Annotated in this window: 17 protein-coding genes; 8 read left to right on the top strand and 9 right to left on the bottom strand. The window is 58.3% G+C overall.

Annotated features, from left to right (window positions below):
* The first annotated feature begins 90 nt into the window (after nt 1-90).
* Nucleotides 91-972: a methyl-accepting chemotaxis protein gene (locus tag BLQ12_RS17860; RefSeq protein ID WP_092212576.1), complete on the top strand. Its 882-nt coding sequence runs from the start codon at nt 91-93 to the stop codon at nt 970-972.
* 21 nt (nt 973-993) lie between these two features.
* Here the strand turns inward: BLQ12_RS17860 and BLQ12_RS17855 are convergent, their stop codons facing one another.
* The 3 genes from BLQ12_RS17855 to BLQ12_RS17845 all read right to left on the bottom strand — a co-directional run bounded on the left by BLQ12_RS17855 (nt 994) and on the right by BLQ12_RS17845 (nt 3191).
* Nucleotides 994-1521, bottom strand: coding sequence for a gamma carbonic anhydrase family protein (locus tag BLQ12_RS17855; RefSeq protein ID WP_092212574.1), 528 nt, complete (start codon nt 1519-1521; stop codon nt 994-996).
* A 214-nt stretch (nt 1522-1735) separates the two neighbouring features.
* Complete coding sequence (locus tag BLQ12_RS17850; RefSeq protein ID WP_092212572.1) at nt 1736-2569, bottom strand: class I SAM-dependent methyltransferase; 834 nt, start codon at nt 2567-2569, stop codon at nt 1736-1738.
* 76 nt (nt 2570-2645) lie between these two features.
* A complete protein-coding gene (locus BLQ12_RS17845) occupies nt 2646-3191 on the bottom strand; it encodes a flavodoxin family protein (protein WP_092212570.1) in 546 nt (181 codons plus the stop codon).
* A 467-nt stretch (nt 3192-3658) separates the two neighbouring features.
* Here BLQ12_RS17845 and BLQ12_RS17840 point away from each other — a divergent pair, with 467 nt between their 5' ends.
* A complete protein-coding gene (locus BLQ12_RS17840; protein ID WP_092212568.1) occupies nt 3659-5059 on the top strand; it encodes a sigma-54 interaction domain-containing protein in 1401 nt (466 codons plus the stop codon).
* Between the two features lie 314 nt (nt 5060-5373).
* Here the strand turns inward: BLQ12_RS17840 and BLQ12_RS17835 are convergent, their stop codons facing one another.
* Together BLQ12_RS17835 and BLQ12_RS17830 are read right to left on the bottom strand one after the other, a co-directional pair.
* Nucleotides 5374-6123, bottom strand: coding sequence for a metallophosphoesterase family protein (locus tag BLQ12_RS17835; protein WP_092212636.1), 750 nt, complete (start codon nt 6121-6123; stop codon nt 5374-5376).
* 350 nt (nt 6124-6473) lie between these two features.
* On the bottom strand, nt 6474-7400 hold the full coding sequence (locus BLQ12_RS17830) for a transposase (protein ID WP_139164020.1): 927 nt from the start codon (nt 7398-7400) through the stop codon (nt 6474-6476).
* Nucleotides 7401-7623: 223 nt separating this feature from the next.
* Between BLQ12_RS17830 and BLQ12_RS17825 the strand changes: the two genes are divergently transcribed.
* Nucleotides 7624-9468, top strand: coding sequence for an AMP-dependent synthetase/ligase (locus BLQ12_RS17825; protein ID WP_092212564.1), 1845 nt, complete (start codon nt 7624-7626; stop codon nt 9466-9468).
* 252 nt (nt 9469-9720) lie between these two features.
* Here BLQ12_RS17825 and BLQ12_RS17815 read toward each other — a convergent pair whose 3' ends face one another.
* From BLQ12_RS17815 to BLQ12_RS17810, 3 genes are all read right to left on the bottom strand, one after another.
* On the bottom strand, nt 9721-10392 hold the full coding sequence (locus tag BLQ12_RS17815) for a ferredoxin-like domain-containing protein (protein WP_092212560.1): 672 nt from the start codon (nt 10390-10392) through the stop codon (nt 9721-9723).
* Nucleotides 10393-10826: 434 nt separating this feature from the next.
* Complete coding sequence (locus tag BLQ12_RS27520; protein WP_175469911.1) at nt 10827-11000, bottom strand: hypothetical protein; 174 nt, start codon at nt 10998-11000, stop codon at nt 10827-10829.
* Nucleotides 11001-11257: 257 nt separating this feature from the next.
* Nucleotides 11258-12457 carry a multidrug effflux MFS transporter gene (locus BLQ12_RS17810; RefSeq protein WP_175469910.1) on the bottom strand — a complete coding sequence of 400 codons (1200 nt, stop codon included), beginning with the start codon at nt 12455-12457 and terminating at the stop codon, nt 11258-11260.
* A gap of 424 nt (nt 12458-12881) precedes the next feature.
* On the opposite strand from BLQ12_RS17810, the gene BLQ12_RS17805 reads away from it, so the two are divergent.
* The 3 genes from BLQ12_RS17805 to amrA all read left to right on the top strand — a co-directional run bounded on the left by BLQ12_RS17805 (nt 12882) and on the right by amrA (nt 16058).
* Nucleotides 12882-14876, top strand: a complete 1995-nt coding sequence (locus BLQ12_RS17805) for a U32 family peptidase (protein WP_092212556.1) — start codon at nt 12882-12884, stop codon at nt 14874-14876.
* A gap of 330 nt (nt 14877-15206) precedes the next feature.
* Nucleotides 15207-15416: a DUF6485 family protein gene (locus BLQ12_RS17800; RefSeq protein WP_092212554.1), complete on the top strand. Its 210-nt coding sequence runs from the start codon at nt 15207-15209 to the stop codon at nt 15414-15416.
* Nucleotides 15417-15473: 57 nt separating this feature from the next.
* Nucleotides 15474-16058, top strand: a complete 585-nt coding sequence (gene amrA, locus BLQ12_RS17795; RefSeq protein WP_092212552.1) for an AmmeMemoRadiSam system protein A — start codon at nt 15474-15476, stop codon at nt 16056-16058.
* Here amrA and BLQ12_RS17790 read toward each other — a convergent pair.
* The gene (locus BLQ12_RS17790) at nt 16027-16929 is read right to left on the bottom strand and encodes an alpha/beta fold hydrolase (protein WP_175469909.1); all 903 of its coding nucleotides are present in this window, start codon (nt 16927-16929) and stop codon (nt 16027-16029) included. The two genes, amrA and BLQ12_RS17790, sit on opposite strands and share 32 nt — an antisense overlap.
* A 99-nt stretch (nt 16930-17028) precedes the next feature.
* Here BLQ12_RS17790 and BLQ12_RS17785 point away from each other — a divergent pair, with 99 nt between their 5' ends.
* Complete coding sequence (locus tag BLQ12_RS17785; protein WP_092212548.1) at nt 17029-17925, top strand: glycyl-radical enzyme activating protein; 897 nt, start codon at nt 17029-17031, stop codon at nt 17923-17925.
* A 290-nt stretch (nt 17926-18215) separates the two neighbouring features.
* Nucleotides 18216-20576, top strand: a complete 2361-nt coding sequence (gene hypD / locus BLQ12_RS17780; protein ID WP_092212546.1) for a trans-4-hydroxy-L-proline dehydratase — start codon at nt 18216-18218, stop codon at nt 20574-20576.
* The last annotated feature ends 320 nt before the right edge of the window (nt 20577-20896 follow it).

Here is a 20896-nt window from a genome sequence, read left to right as displayed (position 1 = left end):
TATTCAACTTTTTAAAAGCTTAGCCCCCGGCAGGGCCGCCGGAGGCAGCCCCATAAACCAGCAAACATCCCAACCCCAGAAAGGCGACCCATGAAGAACATCCTCACAGCCGCCATGGCCTTGTCCATTGCCCTGCTTGCGGGATCTCTGGCCTGGCTGGCATACAGCATTCAAGGCGTCACCCGGGAGGTGCCGGGGGTGATGACCCGGGTCGACGACATCGTAGCCACCGTTCCCCTGATCACCGATGAGATCCCTCCCATCGTTACAGAGGTAGGAAACATAAGGGAAACCGTGCCGGCAATCCTGACGGAGGTGGGGAAAATCCGGGAGACCATCCCGCCGATCCTCTCCGAGGTGGAACAGCTCCGAGAGGCCCTCCCGTCCATCCTGACCCGAGTCGATGCCATCCAGGCCCAGGTCGCTGAGTTGGAAAAGCAACTGCCCCTGATCACCGACACGGTGAACACCGTCACTCACCAGATGGACGAAGTCCTGCCCCGGGTCGACAGGGCCTTAGGGGAGGCCGAGGCCATCCGCAAGGACATCCCCGGCATCCTCACCCGGGTGGAAGGCATCGTGGCCGATGCCGAGAGCATTGTCGGAAGGGCCTCCCAGGATGCCGTCACCGGTGTGTTCAAAGGGGTCATCACCTCGCCGTACAGACTCCTCAAAGATGCGGGTAAGAGCATCTCCGGCTCCCTGTTCTCCACCAAGGGGGTGACGAAGGAAGACGAGGAAAAGATCGTGGAAGCCGCCACCGCCCTTCTTCAAGACCTGGACCAAAAATCCGTGAAGTGGTCCAATTCCAGGTCGAAAAACAGCGGCAAAGTCTCGGTTGTGAGGACCTTCGAAGACGCCGGGACCTCCTGTGTCGATCTGCAGTTTGACCTCAAACCGAGATCCGGGAAAAAGGAGAAAAACGTCAGGACCATCTGCCTGGACTCGGACGGGCACTGGCAGGTGCGTTAGCGTTGGAAACCGACGGCTTGTTCACACAGGCACCGGTTCCATCCCCTCGTCCAGGTATTTTTGGGCAAGGTCGATGTAGATCTGTTTGCCGAAATCCCAGAGGGCTTTGTCGTCCGCCGACACATCGCGGATCACCTTTGCAGGGTTCCCGGCGGCAACCACATACTCCGGGATCACCTGATTCGCCTTGACGATGCCGCCTTCGGCCACGATGGCCCCCGTGCCCACGTCCGAGAGGATGCTGAGCACGGCCCCCATGCCGATGACGGCCCCGTCTCCGATGGATTTTCCGTGGATTACCGCGTTGTGCCCCAGGGTAACGCGGGTACCGATGCGGTTCACGGCACCTGGGGGCGCGTGAATGATCACCCCCTCTTCCACGGCGGTGCCGTCTCCGATTTCAATCCTGCCGTAGTCCCCCCTGACAATGGCCCCGTGGCCGATGTAGCAGTTGTCTCCGATCACCACATCACCGATGACGCTTGCCAGCTCACTGACGTAGGTATCTTTCCCCACGGTGGGCTGTTTTCCGTCGAATCTGTAGAGCATTGGAACTCCTTACGTTGAAAAACGCATGGGTTAAAAAGCTTAAAAAAGAATCTGACTTCCATAAAAGAACGGACAAGCCCTGCCTTGACGTCAGGCTTGCCAATCCCACTCAAAAAAACATAGTTCCCCCACCAAATCAACAAAAAGCCCGCCGCTGCCCCTGGCGCCCGGCCCGGAAACACGAAAGGCCTTCTGTATCATCTCCGTATCTTTTTTAAAGGGCCTCCGGCTTCTGGGTGACGATGAGGAGTCGACTCGACACCCCGATCACACCGGGATCCTCCGATACCGCCTGAAAGAGATTGGCGACCTGATTGAACAGGGTGTCATCATCCAAGAGAGCCACCTGATCCTTTAAGGGCGGGACGTCAAAAAATGGCGTGATCGCCGCGAGCTGACAGGAGGCAAACCCCTGGCCAAGAAACAGCAGTTCGAGTTCATCCGGGCTGAAGCAGTGATGAGTCAGCCCGGACTCCGCGACAACCTTGCCCTGATTGAGGGCATTGAACAGTTGGGTCATGTTGTTTTTCCGGGCCATATCAAGGGCCGTTCGGTAACGATTCATGGCGTCGCATATCACCCAGCCCCCCGGTTTGGTGATCCTGAATATTTCCGCTGCGGCTTGCTCGGGGTCGTCGCACAGGGAGAGAGGCATGCCCAGGGAGAGCACCAGATCATAGCCGTTATCCGGGAGCGCACTCATATCGCACAGGTCCTGCACATGATACCCTCTGACGCTTTCATCCAGGCCCTGCCGGGTGACCTTAGCCTCGGCATGACGAATCATCTCACCCGAAAAATCCAGGAGATCCAAGCGATACCCCAAGGGCGCCAGGTGATAAACCCACCGGCCGGTACCGCACCCGGCTTCCAGGACAATGCCGGTCTCCTTGGAAGGAAGCACCGGTTCGATATACCTCCAGCAGCTTGTCTCATAAAGATCCGCCAACCTCCGGATTCGCCGACGCCGTTCATCTGATGCAAAAAAATCGGCCTTCTCATCCCAGTACTCAGGGGCACTATTTGCTTTTTTCTCTGGTGCTGTCATTGGATTTTCTCCCTTTTCAAGTTCGGACAGGTGCCATACCGCACGGCAGGATTCGTGTTGCCCCGGCCCGTGCAGGTCAGTTCCAGGCGATTAATGAATCCACGAGACCGGTGACCCTGTTTTCAATGGCTGAAAGGTCTGTGGTATTGGGCCGGTCCTCGATGTTTCCGAGACGTCCGTTTCGGTTGATATCCGGCTTGTGGTGATGCTTTCCAACAACGAGCCACTGGTCAAGGGCGGCGTACCCCAGGTGCTCAAGAAAGGAATCGAGCCACATCGTCATGGGGCGGGCCTCTTTCTCTCCGATATGGGGCCCGGCATAGGTTCCGAAACTGATCCCGAACTTCCCCGGGATGAGGGGAGATGAGGGCGTCACCCGCCCCTGGTTGTTGTACTCCTTCATTTTTCTTTTCACAAAATCCATCAAGGTCTTGGTGGGTAACCAGTCAATGACAGGGGACCCGATAAACACAAGGTCGTAGTCAAACAGATCGATGCTGAGCTCCTTGTCGACCTTGACCAGATTCGGAGCCATGGACTTGGCGGTAAGGGCGTGTTGAATGGTCTCGGCAACCATGGCGGTATTGCCCCCCATGGAGTCATAGAGAATAAGTGATTTCATCGGTATCTCCTTCGCATGGTAAAGTCAGGTCAAGATGCCGAAAATGGCATAGTATCAAGGCAGACGAGCCGAACCAGCCGTTTCCCGACACCCTTCTCACATTGTCCCGTCTTACCTTTGCAACCGATGTGCCACACAGCGACCACAGCTCCCAACACACTGAAAAAGCAAAACAATTCTGCCATATAACACATTCAGAACACCGCAAAAGCGCAACAGGTTAACGTTTACCCGAACCAGACAAGCGTTAACCCAACACCGTTACCTGTTAAGCTGATACGCCCTTATTCCTATAAAAAAAGCCATGAAATCCTTGCACAAACCGTTACCAGACAGTAACGTTCAGGTTAACGCATTGGCACACACGCTTTCCCCTTTGCAACGATGCACCTGTGCCTCCGGCAGGGCCGCCGGAGGCACAAACTGAATCGTTTCCTCTCTTTTTTATCCTGACCAGGAGCACTGCCATGAAGAGCTTACTCTGTGAAATGAACGATCACCCGGCATTGAGGCAGATCATCGACACCATCGCCGACGGCGTGTTTACCCTGGATATCAACGGAGAGATCACCTTCTGGAGCAAGTCCATGGAGCAGATCACCGGGTTCACGGCCGCAGAGGCCCTCGGCAAGACCTGCAGCCTTCTGCGGATCTCCACCTGCCTCGGGGTCCTGGGAACCGGTGACCCGACCCGTTGCGGAATTCTGGATGGCGCTTCCACAGGCGCCCGGGAGTGTTTTCTCAAGCACAAAGACGGCCACGACATCCCGGCCATAAAAAACGCCACGGCGATAAAAGATGCACACGGGGAGGTGATCGGGGTCGTGGAGGCCATCACGGACCTCACCGATCTTGAGAAGGCAAAAATGACCCTTGAGGAGGCCACCCGTAGGCTGGGCGAAAGGCACCGCCTGGACCGGATCATCGGAAAAAGCGACTGCATGCAGGCTGTGTTCATGGCCATCAAGGCCACGGCGGCAAGCCAGGCCACCATCCTCATCCAGGGGGAGAGCGGCACCGGCAAAGAGCTGGTGGCAGGGGCGATCCACTACAACTCGGAACGGGCCAGGGAGCCCTTTATCATCGTGAACTGCTCGGCACTGTCCGAATCCCTTCTGGAGAGCGAACTCTTCGGCCACGCAAAGGGGGCCTTTACCGGGGCGTCCACAGATCGCATCGGCCGCCTGGAAAAGGCAAACCACGGCACGGTATTCCTCGACGAGATCGGGGAGTTGAGCCCCCTGGTGCAGGTGAAGCTCCTCAGGGTCCTTCAGGAGCGCACCATCGAACGCATCGGGGAGTCCCGGCAACGCAAGCTGGACATCCGGGTCATCACGGCAACCCACCGGGATCTCTATACCCTTGTGAGGGAAGGCAAGTTCCGGGAAGACCTCTACTATCGGCTCAAGGTCTTTCCCATCGGTGTGCCGCCGTTAAGGGACCGAAAAACCGATATCCCCCTGCTGGTGCGCCACTTCTGCGACCGGCTCAACACCGAGACGGAAAAAAGCATCCGAAAGATCTCCCCGACGGCCATGCAGCGGCTTATGGACTACCACTGGCCCGGCAATGTCCGTGAGCTTGAAAACGCCATCGAACACGCCTTTGTCCTCTGCAACACCCACACCATCCTCCCCGACCACCTGCCCCTTGAGATCAGGGAAACAGCCTACCCCGCTCCAGGCCCTGCCCCCGTCCTGACCGCGGTGCCCAAGGGCAAGCCCGCCCCCCTGACCCGGGAGCTCCTGACAACCCGCCTCCATGAATCCAACTGGAACAAGGCCGAGGCGGCAAGACGACTCGGCATCAGCAGAACGGCCGTCTGGAAACGCATGAAGCAGTGGGGGATCCCCCTTGATAAGCCCTGAGGGCCTACGTACGACGTACGCATTTTTTGGTTTTTGGAAACTATTTTTTTGTTTTTGGGGACTGTTTTTGGGGACAGGTTCATTTTTTATTTTTTGGAGTAGGGGGAAGTAGGAGTAGGAAGTAGGGGACAGGTTTACTTTCAACACACCTTCAGGGATTCAAATGATACCGATGGAAGGAATAGGGACAGGTTATTTTCTTCAGGCCGAAAACAGCCGGGGGTCAAGCCTTCTGAGTGTGGTGTCGCCACCCCCTGCCTCACCAGCAGGGTCCTGAACCGTTGCGGCGCACTGCCCGGGTTGGCCGCCCTATGTTACCGGGCTCTCCCTGTCGAAAGAGAATATGCCCAGTCATCGCGTTTTCTGAGCGTCGCTGCATCAACTGCATGTCGGTACGCATAGGGTACTCGCACAAAATCAACCTGCCATCCTGTGGATGACGGCTCAATAAGACAGTACGAGGCATGGTGAGAATAATTTTCGATCCTGTGCGGCACGGGCGCGTCATCGCTGTAAGCAGGAAGCCCCACACTGCCGGGATTCACAACCAGTTGCCCGGTGCCGAGGGTAACGGCCCTCGGGGTATGCGTATGCCCGCAGAGCACAAGCCCTTCCGGGGTATGGACGAGATCTCCGGTGATCTCACCATCGGATCTGACCTGTGCATGCCCTCCGGACACATCTTCAAGCAGATACCCCAAGTCGCTGTCCGGTGTGCCGTGGCAAAGAAAGATCCCCTCCCCCAGAACCAGGGTTGGGGGCAACGCCCGCATCCACTCAAAGGCCTCGGAAGCCAACTCGGAAAGCACATACGCCATGGTGGGATTGTCCTCTTCCGGGCCACCATCTTTCGCCTCGTAGATCTGCCGATCCTGATTGCCCTTGATGGTCATGATCTCTTCACCCTGCAGGAGCTCCCAGGTCTCCTTTGGCGCGAGGGGACCGTACAAGGTATCGCCAAGGTTAACGAATCGCCTTGCTCCTTTATTTTTCGCATCGGACAGCACGGCCTCCAGGGCCCACACATTGCTGTGGATGTCTGCCATAACCGCTATCTTACCCACAATTTTAATCCTCATTTCAGGGGACCATTTCAGGGGACAGGTTTTCTTTCTTAACCATCAGGTTTACTCGTCATATGCTGCCCGGTGCCTAATGGCCTGCACAAATTTCAGGTGGGAATACCAGGGCTACACAGCCGTCATCCCCATCATAACCTATGACCAGGCGCATTTCTGGTACGCAAAAAAACGTCCCAGTATGTTCCCCATCATTGTTGGGTATTCCGTGTTGGGCACAGGACAAGGCCCTGCATCCTAACAACCTGTATATATGACCATTCTCGTCAACCAACCACAACCTGGTCAACCGTAAATCATAAGCTATCGCATCCGGAAGACAGATAACGATTTATTCAGACATCCTCCAGCCGCTTCAAAGAATACATCCCATCAATACCTTCAATCGCCTCAGGGATTTTATCCCGCCGCGTTTGAAACCGGTCCTTGAACATACCGTAGGTTGTTTCGACAAACGCCCGAGAACCGATAATGCCGGAATCGGTAAAATATCGGGAGCGATATCGGAACCGCTGCACCCGGGGCAGGTTAAAATCGGCGGCGGCCTCTTTTTCGAGGATCTCTTTTGAAATGTTCGCCTTGCCTCTCTTTTCAATGGCCCCGACGTGATAAACAAACTCGCGGTAACTCCGAAGTTGCGTCGCTGAGTCAGTCCCCCCGAATTCGGGGGTTCCCAGCTCTGCTGAGAGAAAATCTTCCTGGTTCCCGCTTTGAATGCGGTACCCGAGGGAACACCAGCGATACTCTTCCGGGCGCTTGACAATTCCGGCTCGCACGGCGTTTAAGTCAATGTACGCCAGGCAATTGGTCAGCGCATTCCCATCCTGGACAATGACGCTTTTGAACCGTTCCCCCCACAGGGTCCCTTTCCGCTTCTTCCGCCTGTTGTAAAAATTGGAGAATGTCTGCTTGATGTCCTTGATATACGCAGACAGACTGGAAAACCGTTCTCGGTAGTCGCTCAACCGGGCCTCTGGAAACATTACACCCTCACCGTACAGAAGATGAAACCGGCGTATCACCTCCTCATCCGAGACCATGTCCCCGGGCATCACCACCACGAGGAGGTGAAAATGAGAACCCATAATGGCATACCCCACAACATCCACGGCATATACCGCTGAAAAACGGCGAATGATGCGTACCAATTCATCCTTTTCCAGACGTTTGAAAGGCAATCCGTCCAAGGCGGTTCTGCTGATCACATGGTACGCGGCCTTTTGACCGGTGTCTGTTACGACCATACGGGGAATTCGTGGCATCGCGTTCTCCTTTTTGGTCATTCGTCTAAGGCAGGCTTGAAATTAGCATAGGATCTTAGGATGTTACTACTCCGGTCACTCTTGCACACCGTGGCTAAAAAAGTCCAGAAAAAAGAACCTGTCCCCAACGACAGTCTCCTTGATCCTTTCCTCTGTTTGGTATAATCATGTTCTACTAGTGAAACGATGATTACTCTACTTATCAAAGAGAAGAGGAAGCCCCATGACAACGAACCACCCCGCGGAGTTCCAGGCCTACCTTAACCGCGAGCAGCACATTGCCCGCATGATCCGGCAACGCATCCCTAAATACGGTAGCAAAGTGGCCCTGAAAGACCGGTCCGACGGCCCCTGGGTATCGGTAACTTGGAAGGAAATGGGAGACATTGCCGACGGCTTGGGCCGGGCGCTGATTTCCTGCGGTGTGGAGGTAGGAGACCGGGTAGGTATTTTTTCTCAAAACCGTGCAGCCTGGACCCTGGCCGATCTGGCGATCCTCTCCGTACGGGGGGTGACGGTGCCTGTCTATCCCACCAACTCGGCGGAAGAGACAGCCTACATCGTGGAGGATGCCGGCATCAAGGTTCTCTTTGTCAACGACCAGGAGCAATACGACAAAGCCCTTGAGGTGCTGGAATCAAGTGATGTGCTCCAGGTCCTCGTGGCCTTTTCTCCCACGGTGACGCTGAAGAAAGGCACCGAGAGTTTCTCTTTTTCCGATTTTATCGGCCATGACCGGGATGGAGCCTTCCAAAAAGAGTGTGAAACGCGCCTGAACCAGGCCGCCCCGTCGGATCTGTACACCCTCATCTACACCTCCGGCACCACCGGCGCCCCCAAAGGCGCCATGCTCACCCACGAAAATATCCTCGCCTCCCTGTACGGCACCGGCTACCCCATGCCCGTAAAGCCCACGGATGTCTCCTTCGCCTTTCTGCCCCTGAGTCACGTCTTCGAGAGAAGCTGGACCTGGTTCATGCTCTCCCGGGGGGCGGAAAACCACTACTGCCACGACACCCGGCAGGTGAAAGAATTCTTCGCCGAGGTGCGGCCCCACTACATGGTGAGCGTCCCCAGGGTTTGGGAAAAAATCTACGCCACCATCCAGGACGGCGTCCAAAAGGCCCCCAACCTCAAAAAAAACCTGTTTCACTGGGCCATCCACACCGGCGGCACCTACCACGGGCTCATCAACGCAAAAAAACAACCCGATCGTCTCCTCTCCCTGAAGTACACCCTGGCAGACCGGTTGATCCTCTCCAAAATCAGAGAGGTGGTGGGCGGTCGCGCCAAGTTCTTCCACGCAGGGGGGGCGGCCCTGAACCCTGAGATCAACCAGTTTTTCGTCAACGCCGGCATCCGGCTGGGGGTGGGGTACGGACTCACGGAGATTTTTCCCATCTGCGTCTGCACGCCCAGGGACATCGGCTTCGGGACCAGCGGCAAACCCATCCCCCTGGTGTCGGTCCGTATCACCGATGAGGGAGAAATCCAGGCCCAAAGCCCGTCCCTGATGAAGGGCTATTGGAACAGGCCCGACGCGTCTGCCGAGGCCATCACCCCGGACGGATGGTTCAAAACGGGGGATATCGGGGAGGTCACGGACAAAGGTTACGTCCGGGTCACCGACCGCCTCAAAGAGATCCTGATCACCGCCGGCGGCAAGAACATCTCCCCACAGACCATCGAGACTGCCGTCAAAGAAGACCTCTACGTGGAGCAGGCCGTGGCCGTGGGTGACGGCAAACCCTACATCTCGGCCCTGGTGGTGCCCTCCTTTCCCATGCTCGACGCCCTTGCAGAAGTCCTGGGTCTTCAGGAAGTCCCCAGGAAAAAACTCGTGGCCCATCCGGAGGTCATGGCCTTTTACCGGGAGCGAATCGATCACCACACGCGGCACCTGGGCCGGGTAGAACAGATCAAGCGCTTCACCCTCCTTCCCGCAGAATTCACCCAGGCAGCCGGAGAACTCACCCCCACCTCCAAACTCAAACGAAAAGTTATTCTGAAACGCTATGCAGGCACCATCGAGGCCATGTACGCAGAGCCCCGCAAAAAGGCATCGTAAAGCGCCATGCCTTCGGTGATTAAAAGGGGGAAAGCCGCGCCTCCGGCGGCCAGATGAACCGCGCCCAAGGCTGGTTTCCCCCTTACAAAAAAACACCGACGGATCACTTTTTTAAGAACCTGTCTCTTTTTTACTTTTTTAAAGAGCCTGTCCCCAAAAACCTAAAAAAGCGCAAAAAAAACCTTTCCCCACCAACGGGGGAAAGGTTTTTTCATATCCTGAGATGTGACCGGGCGGGCAGGTGAATTCAGCTTATGCGGCGGCCTTTTCACCGGCCACAGCGGCTTTGACGACATCCAGCCCGATGCGGTCGATCATGCGGCCGATGCGTTCGACCTTCTTGCCGTTCTCTTTGTAATAGGCAATGAGGCGATCAAACATGGCCAGGGCCTCGTCGGTCTCCAGATCCTCTGCGATGATATCGGCCAGGCGGGGACGCCCGGTGCCGATGCCGCCGGCCATGAGGGTCCAGCCGTTTTTGGTGCCGGCAAGGGAGGCGTCTTTGATGCAGTTCTCGGCGCACTGGTTCTGGCAGCCCGAGACGCTCATCTTCGTTTTGCTGGGCAGCTCCATGCCGTGGTATTTCTCATCCAGGGTCATGCCGATGGTCAGGGCATCCTGCTTGGCCATGGCGCAGAAGGTGGTGCCCGGGCAGGCCTTGACGCTTCTCACCACCTTGCCCACAGCCTGGCCGGGAACCATGGCCAGATCGTCCCAGGCCTTGGGCACGTCGTCTTCCTTGAGGCCCACGATGGCAATGCGGGCGGCGCTGGTGATTTTAAGGGCTGCGGCCTCGTACTTTTCAGAGACATCGGCAATCTTCCTGAGTGTCTCAGGGGTGACCACCCCGCAGGGTACGTGGGGAACCACGGCAAAGGTCTCTTTGTCTCTCTGGCGAACGATGGAATTCTTCTGGCTTGTCATGAAAGGTGTCCCTTTAGTCTTAAAAAAATGGGGTATGATGTGGTCAGCAGGGCAACCGGATACCATCCGATTGCGTCATCGAAGAGCGGTATGGCCCCCTGCCCCACCCTGAAGGTTCTCTTCAGAGGGTGAAGCTCCTGCCAGGGAAGCCGGGATCTCTCCACGGAAAATCTATCCTGCCTGTTTCAACGATCTCGTTCAACTGCGAACCTGTGTCAAGCGGTTCCGCACCGCGGGTTGCGCACCTGTCCCGGGGAAACATCCGAATCCCCGCAAAAAGCCCCGATGTCCCAAGGATCAACGAGGCCCTGCGCTTTGACCCTGATACGAAATCACTGATCAAAGGGGTTTTATTAAATTTTGCCTGAAAAATCAAATGCGATGGTTATGTAAACGTCGGGACCGGGACGGTATTCCCGGTGCCGTGCCAGCACTTATCTGCCGGCCGGGATGGCATGTGCCTGACGGAGGATGCGGTTCACCACATGGGGGATGATGGCCTCCTCACCGGGCTCGACGGATTCGCTTACGGCGGCGACCAGGGCTTCCAGGGTCACCTCTTCCAGGGATTCTTCGTATCGGGTCTTTCGTGATTCGATGGCGTTCATGCCTCACCTCCGTGAGTGGGGTTAATGATGGTTTCAATAAAGCACAATCCATGCCAAACATAAAAAACCCACCAAAAGAACCGTTTTTCAACGCATCACCACAGCCGACACCCACCCCGGCCCTGTCCCCATGGACCCGCCGTACAGATGTGTCTCATAAAAAATGTGACACCGTGTAAAAAAAGACCACACTCTGAACCAGGGTGGGACACATTGCCCCACACCGTCCCGTCTATGTGTAAAAAAGATCCGCTTTCTTACACCTCTCCCCTCACCCGCCTTCGCAAAATCCCCAGGAACCCGAAGGCGCACAAGGCACTCACGCACATCACCCAGGCCAGGGGCCGCAGGCTGCCGTCGTGGAAATGGCTGACGGTGATCCCCGCCACGGCGCCGCCAAAGCAGTTGATCACCCCCATGAGGGCGTGGGCTGTGCCGCTTTTTTCCGGAAAATACTGGAGGTTTCCCGACACCGTGTTGCCCATGACAAGGCCCAGGGAACCAATAAAAAGAAGATTCAAGGCAACGGTTACCCAAAGGACAGGGACAAACCAGGTGGCCTGGACAGCCAGGGCCATCCCGCAAATCACCTGGATCAGGATCCCCCAGGTCAGAAGGGTCATGGGACGGACATGGCGAACAAGGCGGGCGTTGAGTCGGGCAAGGAGGATCACCACCCCCACCCCGGAGCTGAAGAGGACCGGGAACAAGGCCTTGGACACATGGAAGTACCCCATGTACATGAAAGCGGATTCCGTTAAAAACGCGTAGAGGCCACCACAGCCGAAGGTATGCACCAGCATGAAAAGGGGCGATACAGGGTGAAGGAGAACACTCGCGTACTGACGCGCCACCCCTGTCGGGGTCATGGGGGCACCCGCCTGGACAGGGCGCTCCTCACCGGGATAGTGACGGGTCAAGACGGCCATGAGAAACAGGGCGTAAACGCAGAGAAAAAGAAAGATGGCGTGCCAGGAGAACCCGGCGAGAAGAACCGTTCCCACGGCCGGGGCCACCAGGGGGGCTCCCATGGTCACGGACTGGACCAAAGACATCATGCGCGCCCCTTCCCGGCCCTCATAAAGATCCCGCACCGTGGCACCGGCCACCACGGTGGCAAACCCGCCCCCCACCGCCTGAACAGTCCGAAGGGAGAGCAGCTCCCACACGGTCCGGGAAAAAATCAGCAGAAAACTGGCCACAAGGAAAAGGGAGAGGCCCATGAGGGCCACCCGCCGACGGCCCAGACGGTCCGACAGCGGCCCGCCGAACAATTGGCCCAGGGCGTAGCCGATAAAAAAGGTGCTGATGGAGAGCTCCACCTTGTGAATAGGCGCGGAAAGGGCCCGGGCCATGGTGGGAATGGCGGGGATATAGGTGTCGATGGAGAAGGCGGCGATGGCGGACAGGGACGCCAGGATCACCACGGTTCGTGTGGGGGAGAGTGTCTGTTGCATCACCACTCCATATCCGTGATGCCCCCGTACCGTCAAGGAATGGCTGCCCAGCAAGGGAACAGAGTCCCCGTCGGAAGGAAAATCCTCTGGTGATCCTCCCCCTTCTCTTCCCGGGCTCTTCGCCTCTGTTTCCCGAAAAACAGGTTTCCCCGGCAGGGAAGCCGCCCCGGCCATTCGAATCTGTTTACTTTACCTTCAAATTTGATATCTTGGTGACTGTTGTGTTCCCCCCCATGGTGGTGGCCACAAAATAAAATACACGGCATCCCCCGGTCGCCCTTGCTGTCACACCGGAACCCGTTCCGGCTGCATGCATCCGCCGGCAGCGCACGACGCCTCACCGTCCCTATCATGACCGGTATGGGGCGTTTTACATTCCGGGGAGAAAATCGCCGCGAACCATAGACAACAAAGGAGTCACACCATGCCGGAAAACGGCATTGCCCATACACCGCCCAAGATCCTGGCCCCGGCCGGCAACAAGGACGCCTTTCTGGCGGCCCTGGCCGCCGGTGCCGACGCTGTATACTGCGGCCTGAAAAGCTTTTCCGCCCGCATGGAGGCCGACAACTTCTCCATGGAGGAGCTCGCCGCCCTCACGCGCCTGGCCCACCGGAAAAACGCCGAAGTATACGTCACCATGAACACCCTTTTAAAGGAACACGAGCTCGAACGCGCCTTGAGCCAGCTCGAAAAGATGACCCGCATCGTCAACCCCGACGCCATCATCTTCTCGGACCCGGCCATTCCGGCCCTGGCCGAAGCCGCCGGATTCAAGGGCGAGCTTCACCTCTCCACCCTGGCCAACGTCTCCTTTACGCAAGGGTTTGCCGAGGCAGTCCAGGCCACCGGTGCCAAGCGCATCGTGTTGCCCCGGGAGCTCAACGTGGAAGAGATCAAATCCGCGGCAGAGGCCGTGCCCGCCGGCGTGGACCTGGAGGTCTTCATCCACGGTGCCCTGTGCTACGGGGTCTCGGGCCGCTGCTACTGGAGCAGCTACATGGGCGGCAGAAGCGGCCTCAGGGGTCGCTGCGTCCAGCCCTGCCGGCGCATCTACAAGCAGGGGCACAAAAACGAGCGATTCTTCTCCTGCCAGGATCTCTCCCTGGATACCCTGGTCAAGGTGCTCCTGGAGATCCCCCAGGTCACCACCTGGAAGATCGAAGGCCGCAAAAAAGGGCCCCACTACGTCTACTACACCACCCTGGCCTACAAGATGCTCCGGGACAACGGCAAGGACCCCAAGACCAAAAAAAACGCCCAGGCCCTCCTGGAACTGGCCCTGGGACGCTCCGGCACCCACTACAACTTCCTGCCCCAGCGCCCCTACAACCCCGTGGACATCAAAGCCCAGACCGGCTCCGGTCTCATGCTCGGCAGGCTCCAGGGATCCTTTAAAGAGCCCTGGTTCAGCCCGAGGGAACCCCTGCTCCCCGGCGACCTCCTGCGCATCGGCTACGAAGACGAACGGGGTCACCTCATCCGGCGCGTCAAGGGCAGCGTCCCCAAAAAGGGCAAATTCCACATCGCCCCCCAGAAAGAGCGCATCCCCCCCAAGGGGACCCCGGTGTTCCTCATCGATCGCCGTGAAAAAGGGCTGAAAGACGCCATCGCCGAACTGGCCAAGGAGGCCGACGCCTTCACCGCCGAACCGGTCACCGCCACCACGGCACGGCTTCCCAAGGTGATGCGTCACAAGCCGAAAAAAGGGACACGCGCCACCACCCTCTACCTCTTCCGCGAGGACAGGCACGGCCCCAAAAACACCGAGAAGGCCACCTGGATCTCGGAAAAATCGGTTCCCAAAACCCGCAAAGCGGGCGTGGGCGGCCGCTGGTGGTGGCTCTCCCCCGTCATCTGGCCCGATGAGGAGAAGGAGTACGCGGTCCTGGTCAAACGCCTCATCAACTTCGGCGCCAAACACTTTGTCCTGGGCGCCCCCTGGCAGATTGCCCTTTTCCCAGAAGCCAAACGAAAAGGGCTCCACCTCTGGGCAGGCCCTTTCTGCAATATTGCCAACACCCTGACTGCCGAGGCCCTCAAAAAACGGGGATTCACAGGGATCATGGCCTCTCCCGAGCTCTCCCAGGAAGATTTCCGGGACCTGGCCAAGGCGTCTCCCCTTCCCACCGGCGTGGTGGTGGCAGGGTACTACCCCCTGACCATCGCCCGAACCCTGACACCCGACCTCAACCCCCACGAGCCCTTTGCCAGCCCCAAGGGCGAAGAGTCCTGGGTGGCAAAACACGGAGAGAACCACTGGCTCTATCCCAACTGGCGGGTGGACATCACCGACAAGTCCGCAGACCTTAAGAAATGGGGATACTCCCTCTTCGTACACATGCACGAACCCATTCCCAAAGGCGTCAAACTCAAAAAGCGCCCCGGAGAGTGGAACTGGAACATCCGGCTCCTTTAAAAAAGGAGCCATAAAAGAACCCTCTGTGGTCGATTGAAAAACCACAGAGGGCTCAGAGAAAAAAACAAAAGGTGTAACCTTTCAGCGCCTAAAAAGCTGCCTCCGGCGGCAAGGTGTGCCACCTTGAAAGCAGGTTGCGAATGCGTTTTTCCACTCGTTCCTCGGGAAAAATCACATCCGCCTTTGATCCAGGCTATACTGAATCTGTTTTTTAAAACCTGTTTGTTAAACTTTTTAAAAGTTTAGCCCCCGGCAGGGCCGCCGGAGGCATAAGCTGCACAGTATCGTTTTTTATTAGCCATCGCCCTTGATGCTGAACTGGAGACCCCCATGGACTGCACCCTGGAAAAAAACCGCGCCAACTGCCCCTGCACCTACGACTGCGATAAGAAAGGCGCCTGCTGCCAGTGCGTCGCCTACCACCGGGACAAAAACCAGCTCCCCGCCTGCTTCTTTCCCCCGGAAGCAGAAAAGACCTTTGACCGAAGCTACGAGCATTTTGCGCGACTCGTCGGTGAAGGCTTCGCCCAAAAATCTTAGGTACACACGATTCCCGATGACCCGTTTTTCCGATGACCTGATGCCCAGGAGGCCCCAATGACAAGCGATCCCATCTTCACCCTCGACCGGCACCAGGGCATGGCCCTTCTCAGGCTGGCGCGAAAAACCCTGGCCGAAGCCCTCCATATTCCCTGGGCAACGGCAGACGAGGAAGCGCCCCTTGACCACCCCTGCCTTGAGCGCAAGCAGGCCACCTTTGTGACCCTGACCCGCCAGGGCCTTCTCCGGGGGTGTATCGGCACCCTCCTGCCCGTCACCACCCTTCGAGATTCGGTTCAGGAAAACACCTACTCCGCGGCTTTCCGCGACCAGCGATTCAACCCCGTGGAACCCGGGGAATTCGATGAACTCCACATCGAGCTCAGCCTCCTCACCGAACCGGAGCCCCTGGTATTTGAGACCCCTTCAGCCCTTCTCACCGGGCTTCGCACCGGTCTTGACGGGGTCATCATAAAAAAAGGCGGGGCAACGGCCACCTTTCTTCCCCAGGTGTGGGAGCAGATCCCCAACCCCGAGGCCTTTCTCTCCCAGCTCTGCCTCAAGGCCGGTCTTTCCGACACGGCCTGGCAGGAGCCGGGACTTGACGTCTTCACGTACCAGGTTCAGCACTTTCACGAATAGAAACGGCCTCCAGTACACGCCCAAGGGACGCCACAATGGTCTCCGGGCAGTCCTCCTGAAGGTAGTGGGAGGCGTTGTCCACGCGCACGGTAAAGATATCCGGGAAATAGGTCCGCCAGCGGTAAATGTAAGCATTGCTGCCAAAGGCGGGATCCTTCATGGCCCAGACCATCTCCTTGGGCACCCCTTTAAGGAGCTTGAGCCGCTTTTCAATGGCGACCAGCCAGTCCGTGGCCTTTCGAATCTGGTAGGGGAACTCGGCGGTCCCCCGGCGATACTCGTAGGTGGAGAAGGGAGACAGATAGGCGTCCATCACATCCGGGTCGTACTTGGACGGCCCGGCAATGCCCCAGGGCACCATCTTGCGGGCAAACACATTGTGTTTCTGATGCATCCACTCCCTGAACGGTCCCCCCATGACCCAGGAAAACACCCTGGCGCTCATCGGGGCCGACCAGCACCAGGTATTAAGCAGCTGCAACCCCGCTACCTTCTCCGGGGCCTCCACGGCAATGGAGAGCCCGATGGGGCCGCCCCAGTCCTGCATCACCAGCACATAGCGATCCAGCTTCAAATGCTCAAGGAGCGCCTTCACCCACCCGGCGTGCTCCTTCGGGGTGTAGCCGTACCCCCTGGGGTGATCCGAAAAGCCGAACCCCGGGTAATCCGGGGCAATGCACCGGCACCGCCCCCGAAGCTTTCGAATCACCTTGCGGTAGAGAAAGGACCAGGTGGGGTTGCCGTGGAGCATCACCACAGGCACCCCCTCCCCCTCATCCACGTAGTGCATGCACGCCCCGTCCCACTCATACCAGTGGGACTCGAACGGATAGAGCACCTCATCCACCTCAAAACGACGTACCCCAGGCATATCCTCCTCCTGATTGTCCATGAACAGACATTGATGGTTTCTATTTTCAAATCATTGTATTAACATACCCTTTTCTCTGCAGAAAAGGAATACCAGGCCATGGGAATCACCGGAACCCTCTTCGACATCAAGCCCTTTGCCGTCCACGACGGGCCGGGGATCCGCACCACCGTCTTTTTCAAGGGCTGCCCCCTGCGATGCGCCTGGTGCCACAACCCCGAAGGCCTTTTGGCTTCGTGCCACCTCCTCATCCGGCCCGAGCGCTGCATCGGCTGCGGGGAATGCCTTGCGGCCTGTCCCGATCACGCACCGGCCATGGAGACCAGCCTTGCCCCCACCTGCAGGGTCTGTGGTGCCTGCGTGGAAGCCTGCCCCGCCGAGGCCAGAGAGTTGGCAGGGCGCACCGCAAAGGTGGGCGAGGTCATGGAACGCCTCCTGAAAGACCGCCCCTTTTTCGAAGAATCCGGGGGCGGGGTCACCTTTTCCGGGGGCGAACCCCTGGCCCAGCCCGACTTCCTCCTGGCCCTTCTTTCCGCCTGCGGCAAAGAGGGCCTCCACACAGCCGTGGACACCTCCGGTTACGCCCCGAGGTCCGTCATTTCCGATGTGGCGTCCAGGGCCGACCTCTTCCTGTTCGATCTCAAGCACATGGACACCGACACGCACCGCCGGCTCACCGGTGTCAACAACGGGCGCATCCTCTCCAACCTCGCATACCTTGCAGGCACCGAAACGCCCCTTGTGGTCCGAATCCCCCTGGTCCCGGGCATCAACGACGGGCAAGTCCACCTGGAAAAAGCGGGCCGGTTCTTAAGCGGCCTTGAGACCCCGCCGCCCGTGCACCTGCTCCCCTACCACAGCTTCCAGAAGAGCAAGTATGGGCTCTTCACCCTGCCCTACTCCTTGCCGGAACCGGACCATGCCGCGGCCCGGCCGCCCGTGGAAGCCGCCGCCCAGCTCGAGGGCCTGGGTCTCACGGTGAGGATCGGAGGGTGAATGCAGGTGGCAAAAAACGTGCCTCCGGCGGCGAGGTGAGCCACCTCGAAAGCTCATTGCCATCGCGCTCCGCCCTTAAATGCACCCTACGCATCTTGGGTGTTTCCAATGACTCTGGCACTTTGCATGCCCGCGAAAAATCTGCACCAACAGGTGTGATGGGGTCCGCTTCAGACATGGGCCAAACCCGTCAGCGAATGCGATGGGCCTGAGGAACGAAGGCCTGGAGCATTCGCAACCAGCTTTCAAGGTGGCACACCTTGTACCCCTTCATTCATGGAGATTTATTTATGACACCGCGCATCAAAAAACTGAAAGCTGCAAGTGTGGCCGCCACCCCCTCCATTTCCATCGAACGGGCCCTGCTCGTGACGGATTTTTACAAAGGGGAGGCGGGCAGGCACAGCACGCCCGTGATGCGGGCAAAAAATTTCTACCATCTCTGTGAAAACCAGACCCTTTACCTGGACGACGACGAGCTCATCGTGGGGGAACGGGGCCCGGAGCCCAAGGCGGTCTCCACCTTCCCGGAACTCACCTGCCACACGGCGGACGACCTGCGCATCTTAAACTCCCGGCCCATGGCGCGATATGCGGTGGTAGAAGAGGACATATCCACCTATGAGCAGGAGGTGATCCCGTACTGGACGGGCCGAAGCCTTAGGGACAGGCTCTTTGCCCACGTGCCCGAAGCATGGACCCGGGCCTACGAAGCGGGACTCTTCACAGAGTTCATGGAGCAGCGGGCCCCTGGCCACACCGCCCTGGACGGGCTCATCTATGAAAAGGGGCTCCTGGACATCCGGACCGAGGTCGGCACGGCCCTTGAAGCCCTGGACTACCTGTCCGATCCCAGGGCCGCGGACAAGGCCGAAGCCTTAAGGGCCATGGATATCGCCTGCAGGGCATCGGTTTGCTTTGCAGAGCGCCACGCCGAGCTGGCCGAGGCCATGGCAGCGGACACCGAAGAAGCAGCCCGCCGGGCAGAACTCAGGGAAATCGCCCGCATCTGCCGCAAGGTCCCGGCCCATGCCCCGGAGACCTTTCACGAGGCCCTTCAGATGTACTGGTTCGTGCACCTGGGTACCATCACCGAGCTCAACGGCTGGGACGCCATGAGCCCCGGACACCTGGACCAGCACCTGGCACCCTTCTACGAAAAAGAGCAACGCGAGGGCTCCCTCACCCGGGACGAGGCCAAAGAGCTTCTCTGCTGCTTCTGGATCAAATTCAACAACCACCCCGCCCCGCCCAAGGTGGGGGTGACGGCCCAGGAGAGCGGTACCTACAACGATTTCACCAACATCAACATCGGAGGCCTTACAAAAGAGGGGCAAGACGGCTCCAGCGAGGTCTCGACCCTGCTTCTGGAGGTGGCCGCCGAGTTGGCCCTCCTCCAGCCCCAGTGCAATCTCCAGGTCAGCCACCGCACCCCCCAGCGCCTCCTCAAGGCCGCGGCACGGGTCATCAAAAAGGGCCTCGGCTACCCCTCCCTGTTCAACGCCGATGCCGTGGTCATGGAGCAGGTGCGGGTGGGTAAATCCGTGGAAGACGCCCGGGAAGGCGGCACCAGCGGCTGCATCGAGACCGGGGCCTTCGGCAAGGAGGCCTACATCCTCACCGGGTACTTGAACGTCCCGAAAATCCTTGAGGTCACCTTGAACAACGGGGTGGATCCTTTGACGGGCATACGGGTGGGACCGGCCACGGGAGAGGCCGACGCGCTGACCACCTTTGAGGCCCTGTACCGGGCCTTTGATGCCCAGCTCAAGGCCGTGGTAGACCTCAAAATCTCCGTCAACAACACCATCGAGCGCATGGTGGCCCGATACGCCCCGGCCCCTTTTCTCTCCTCGGTGATCCGGGACTGCGTGCAAAACGGAAAAGACTATTACAACGGCGGCCCGCGCTACAACACCACCTACATCCAGTGCTGCGGCATCGGCACGGTCACAGACAGCCTCTCGGCCTTGAAAACCCACGTCTTCGAAGGATCCAGAAGCCTTTCCGGCCTGGTGGACAGCCTCAACGCCAACTTCGAAGACGACGAGGCATTGAAACTCACCCTCAAAAACAAAACCCCCTTCTTCGGCAACGACGACGACCGGGCCGACGACCTCATGAAACGGGTCTACGCATCCCTCTTCAATGCCATCGACGGACGCCCCAACACCAAGGGAGGGCGCTACCACCTCAACATGCTCTCCACCACCTGCCATGTCTATTTCGGAAAAATGCTCGGGGCCACCCCCAACGGGCGCCTGGCGCACCAGCCCGCCTCCGACGGCACCTCACCTTCCCACGGCGCGGACAGAAACGGCCCCACCGCCGTGATGAAGTCCCTTGCAAAAATGGACCAGGTAAAATCCGGTGGGACCCTGCTCAACATGCGCTTCCTGCCCCAGACCCTGGAAAGCGACACCGACATCGAGAACCTCACCCACCTCGTCCGCACCTACTTCGGGCTGGGCGGCCACCATGTGCAGTTCAATGTCGTGGACACGCAAACCCTTCTGGACGCTCGAAAGCACCCGGAAAACCACCGGGACCTCCTCGTGCGCGTGGCCGGTTACAGCGATTACTTTGTGGACCTGGACGACGACCACCAGCGCGAAATCATCGCCCGAACCCCGTATGACGCATGGGGGTAGTCTCGTCGTCTCGACACCAGTAAAACATGCCTCCGGCGGCGAGGTGTGCCACCTCGAAAGCAGGTTACGGATGCGCTTTGCCCCTCGTTCCTCGGGTCAAATCACATCCGTATTTGGGGTGACGTAAATTGGAATGATGCATTCAAAACCTGTTTGTTAAACGTTTCAAAAATTTAGCCCCCGGCAGGGCCGCCGAAGGCATCTTTTCCGGCCAAGCAGGTTACGAATGGGCTTTGCCCCTCGTTCCTCGGGCCAAATCACATCCGCATTTGGGGTGACGTAAATTGGAATCATGCATTTAAGACCTGTTTGTTAAACGT

The organism is Desulfoluna spongiiphila (assembly GCF_900101345.1).
In the GTDB taxonomy this organism is placed as follows: Bacteria; Desulfobacterota; Desulfobacteria; order Desulfobacterales; family Desulfolunaceae; genus Desulfoluna; species Desulfoluna spongiiphila.
Note: the sequence above shows the minus strand (reverse complement) of the source record. Positions and strands in the feature narration are given on the sequence as shown.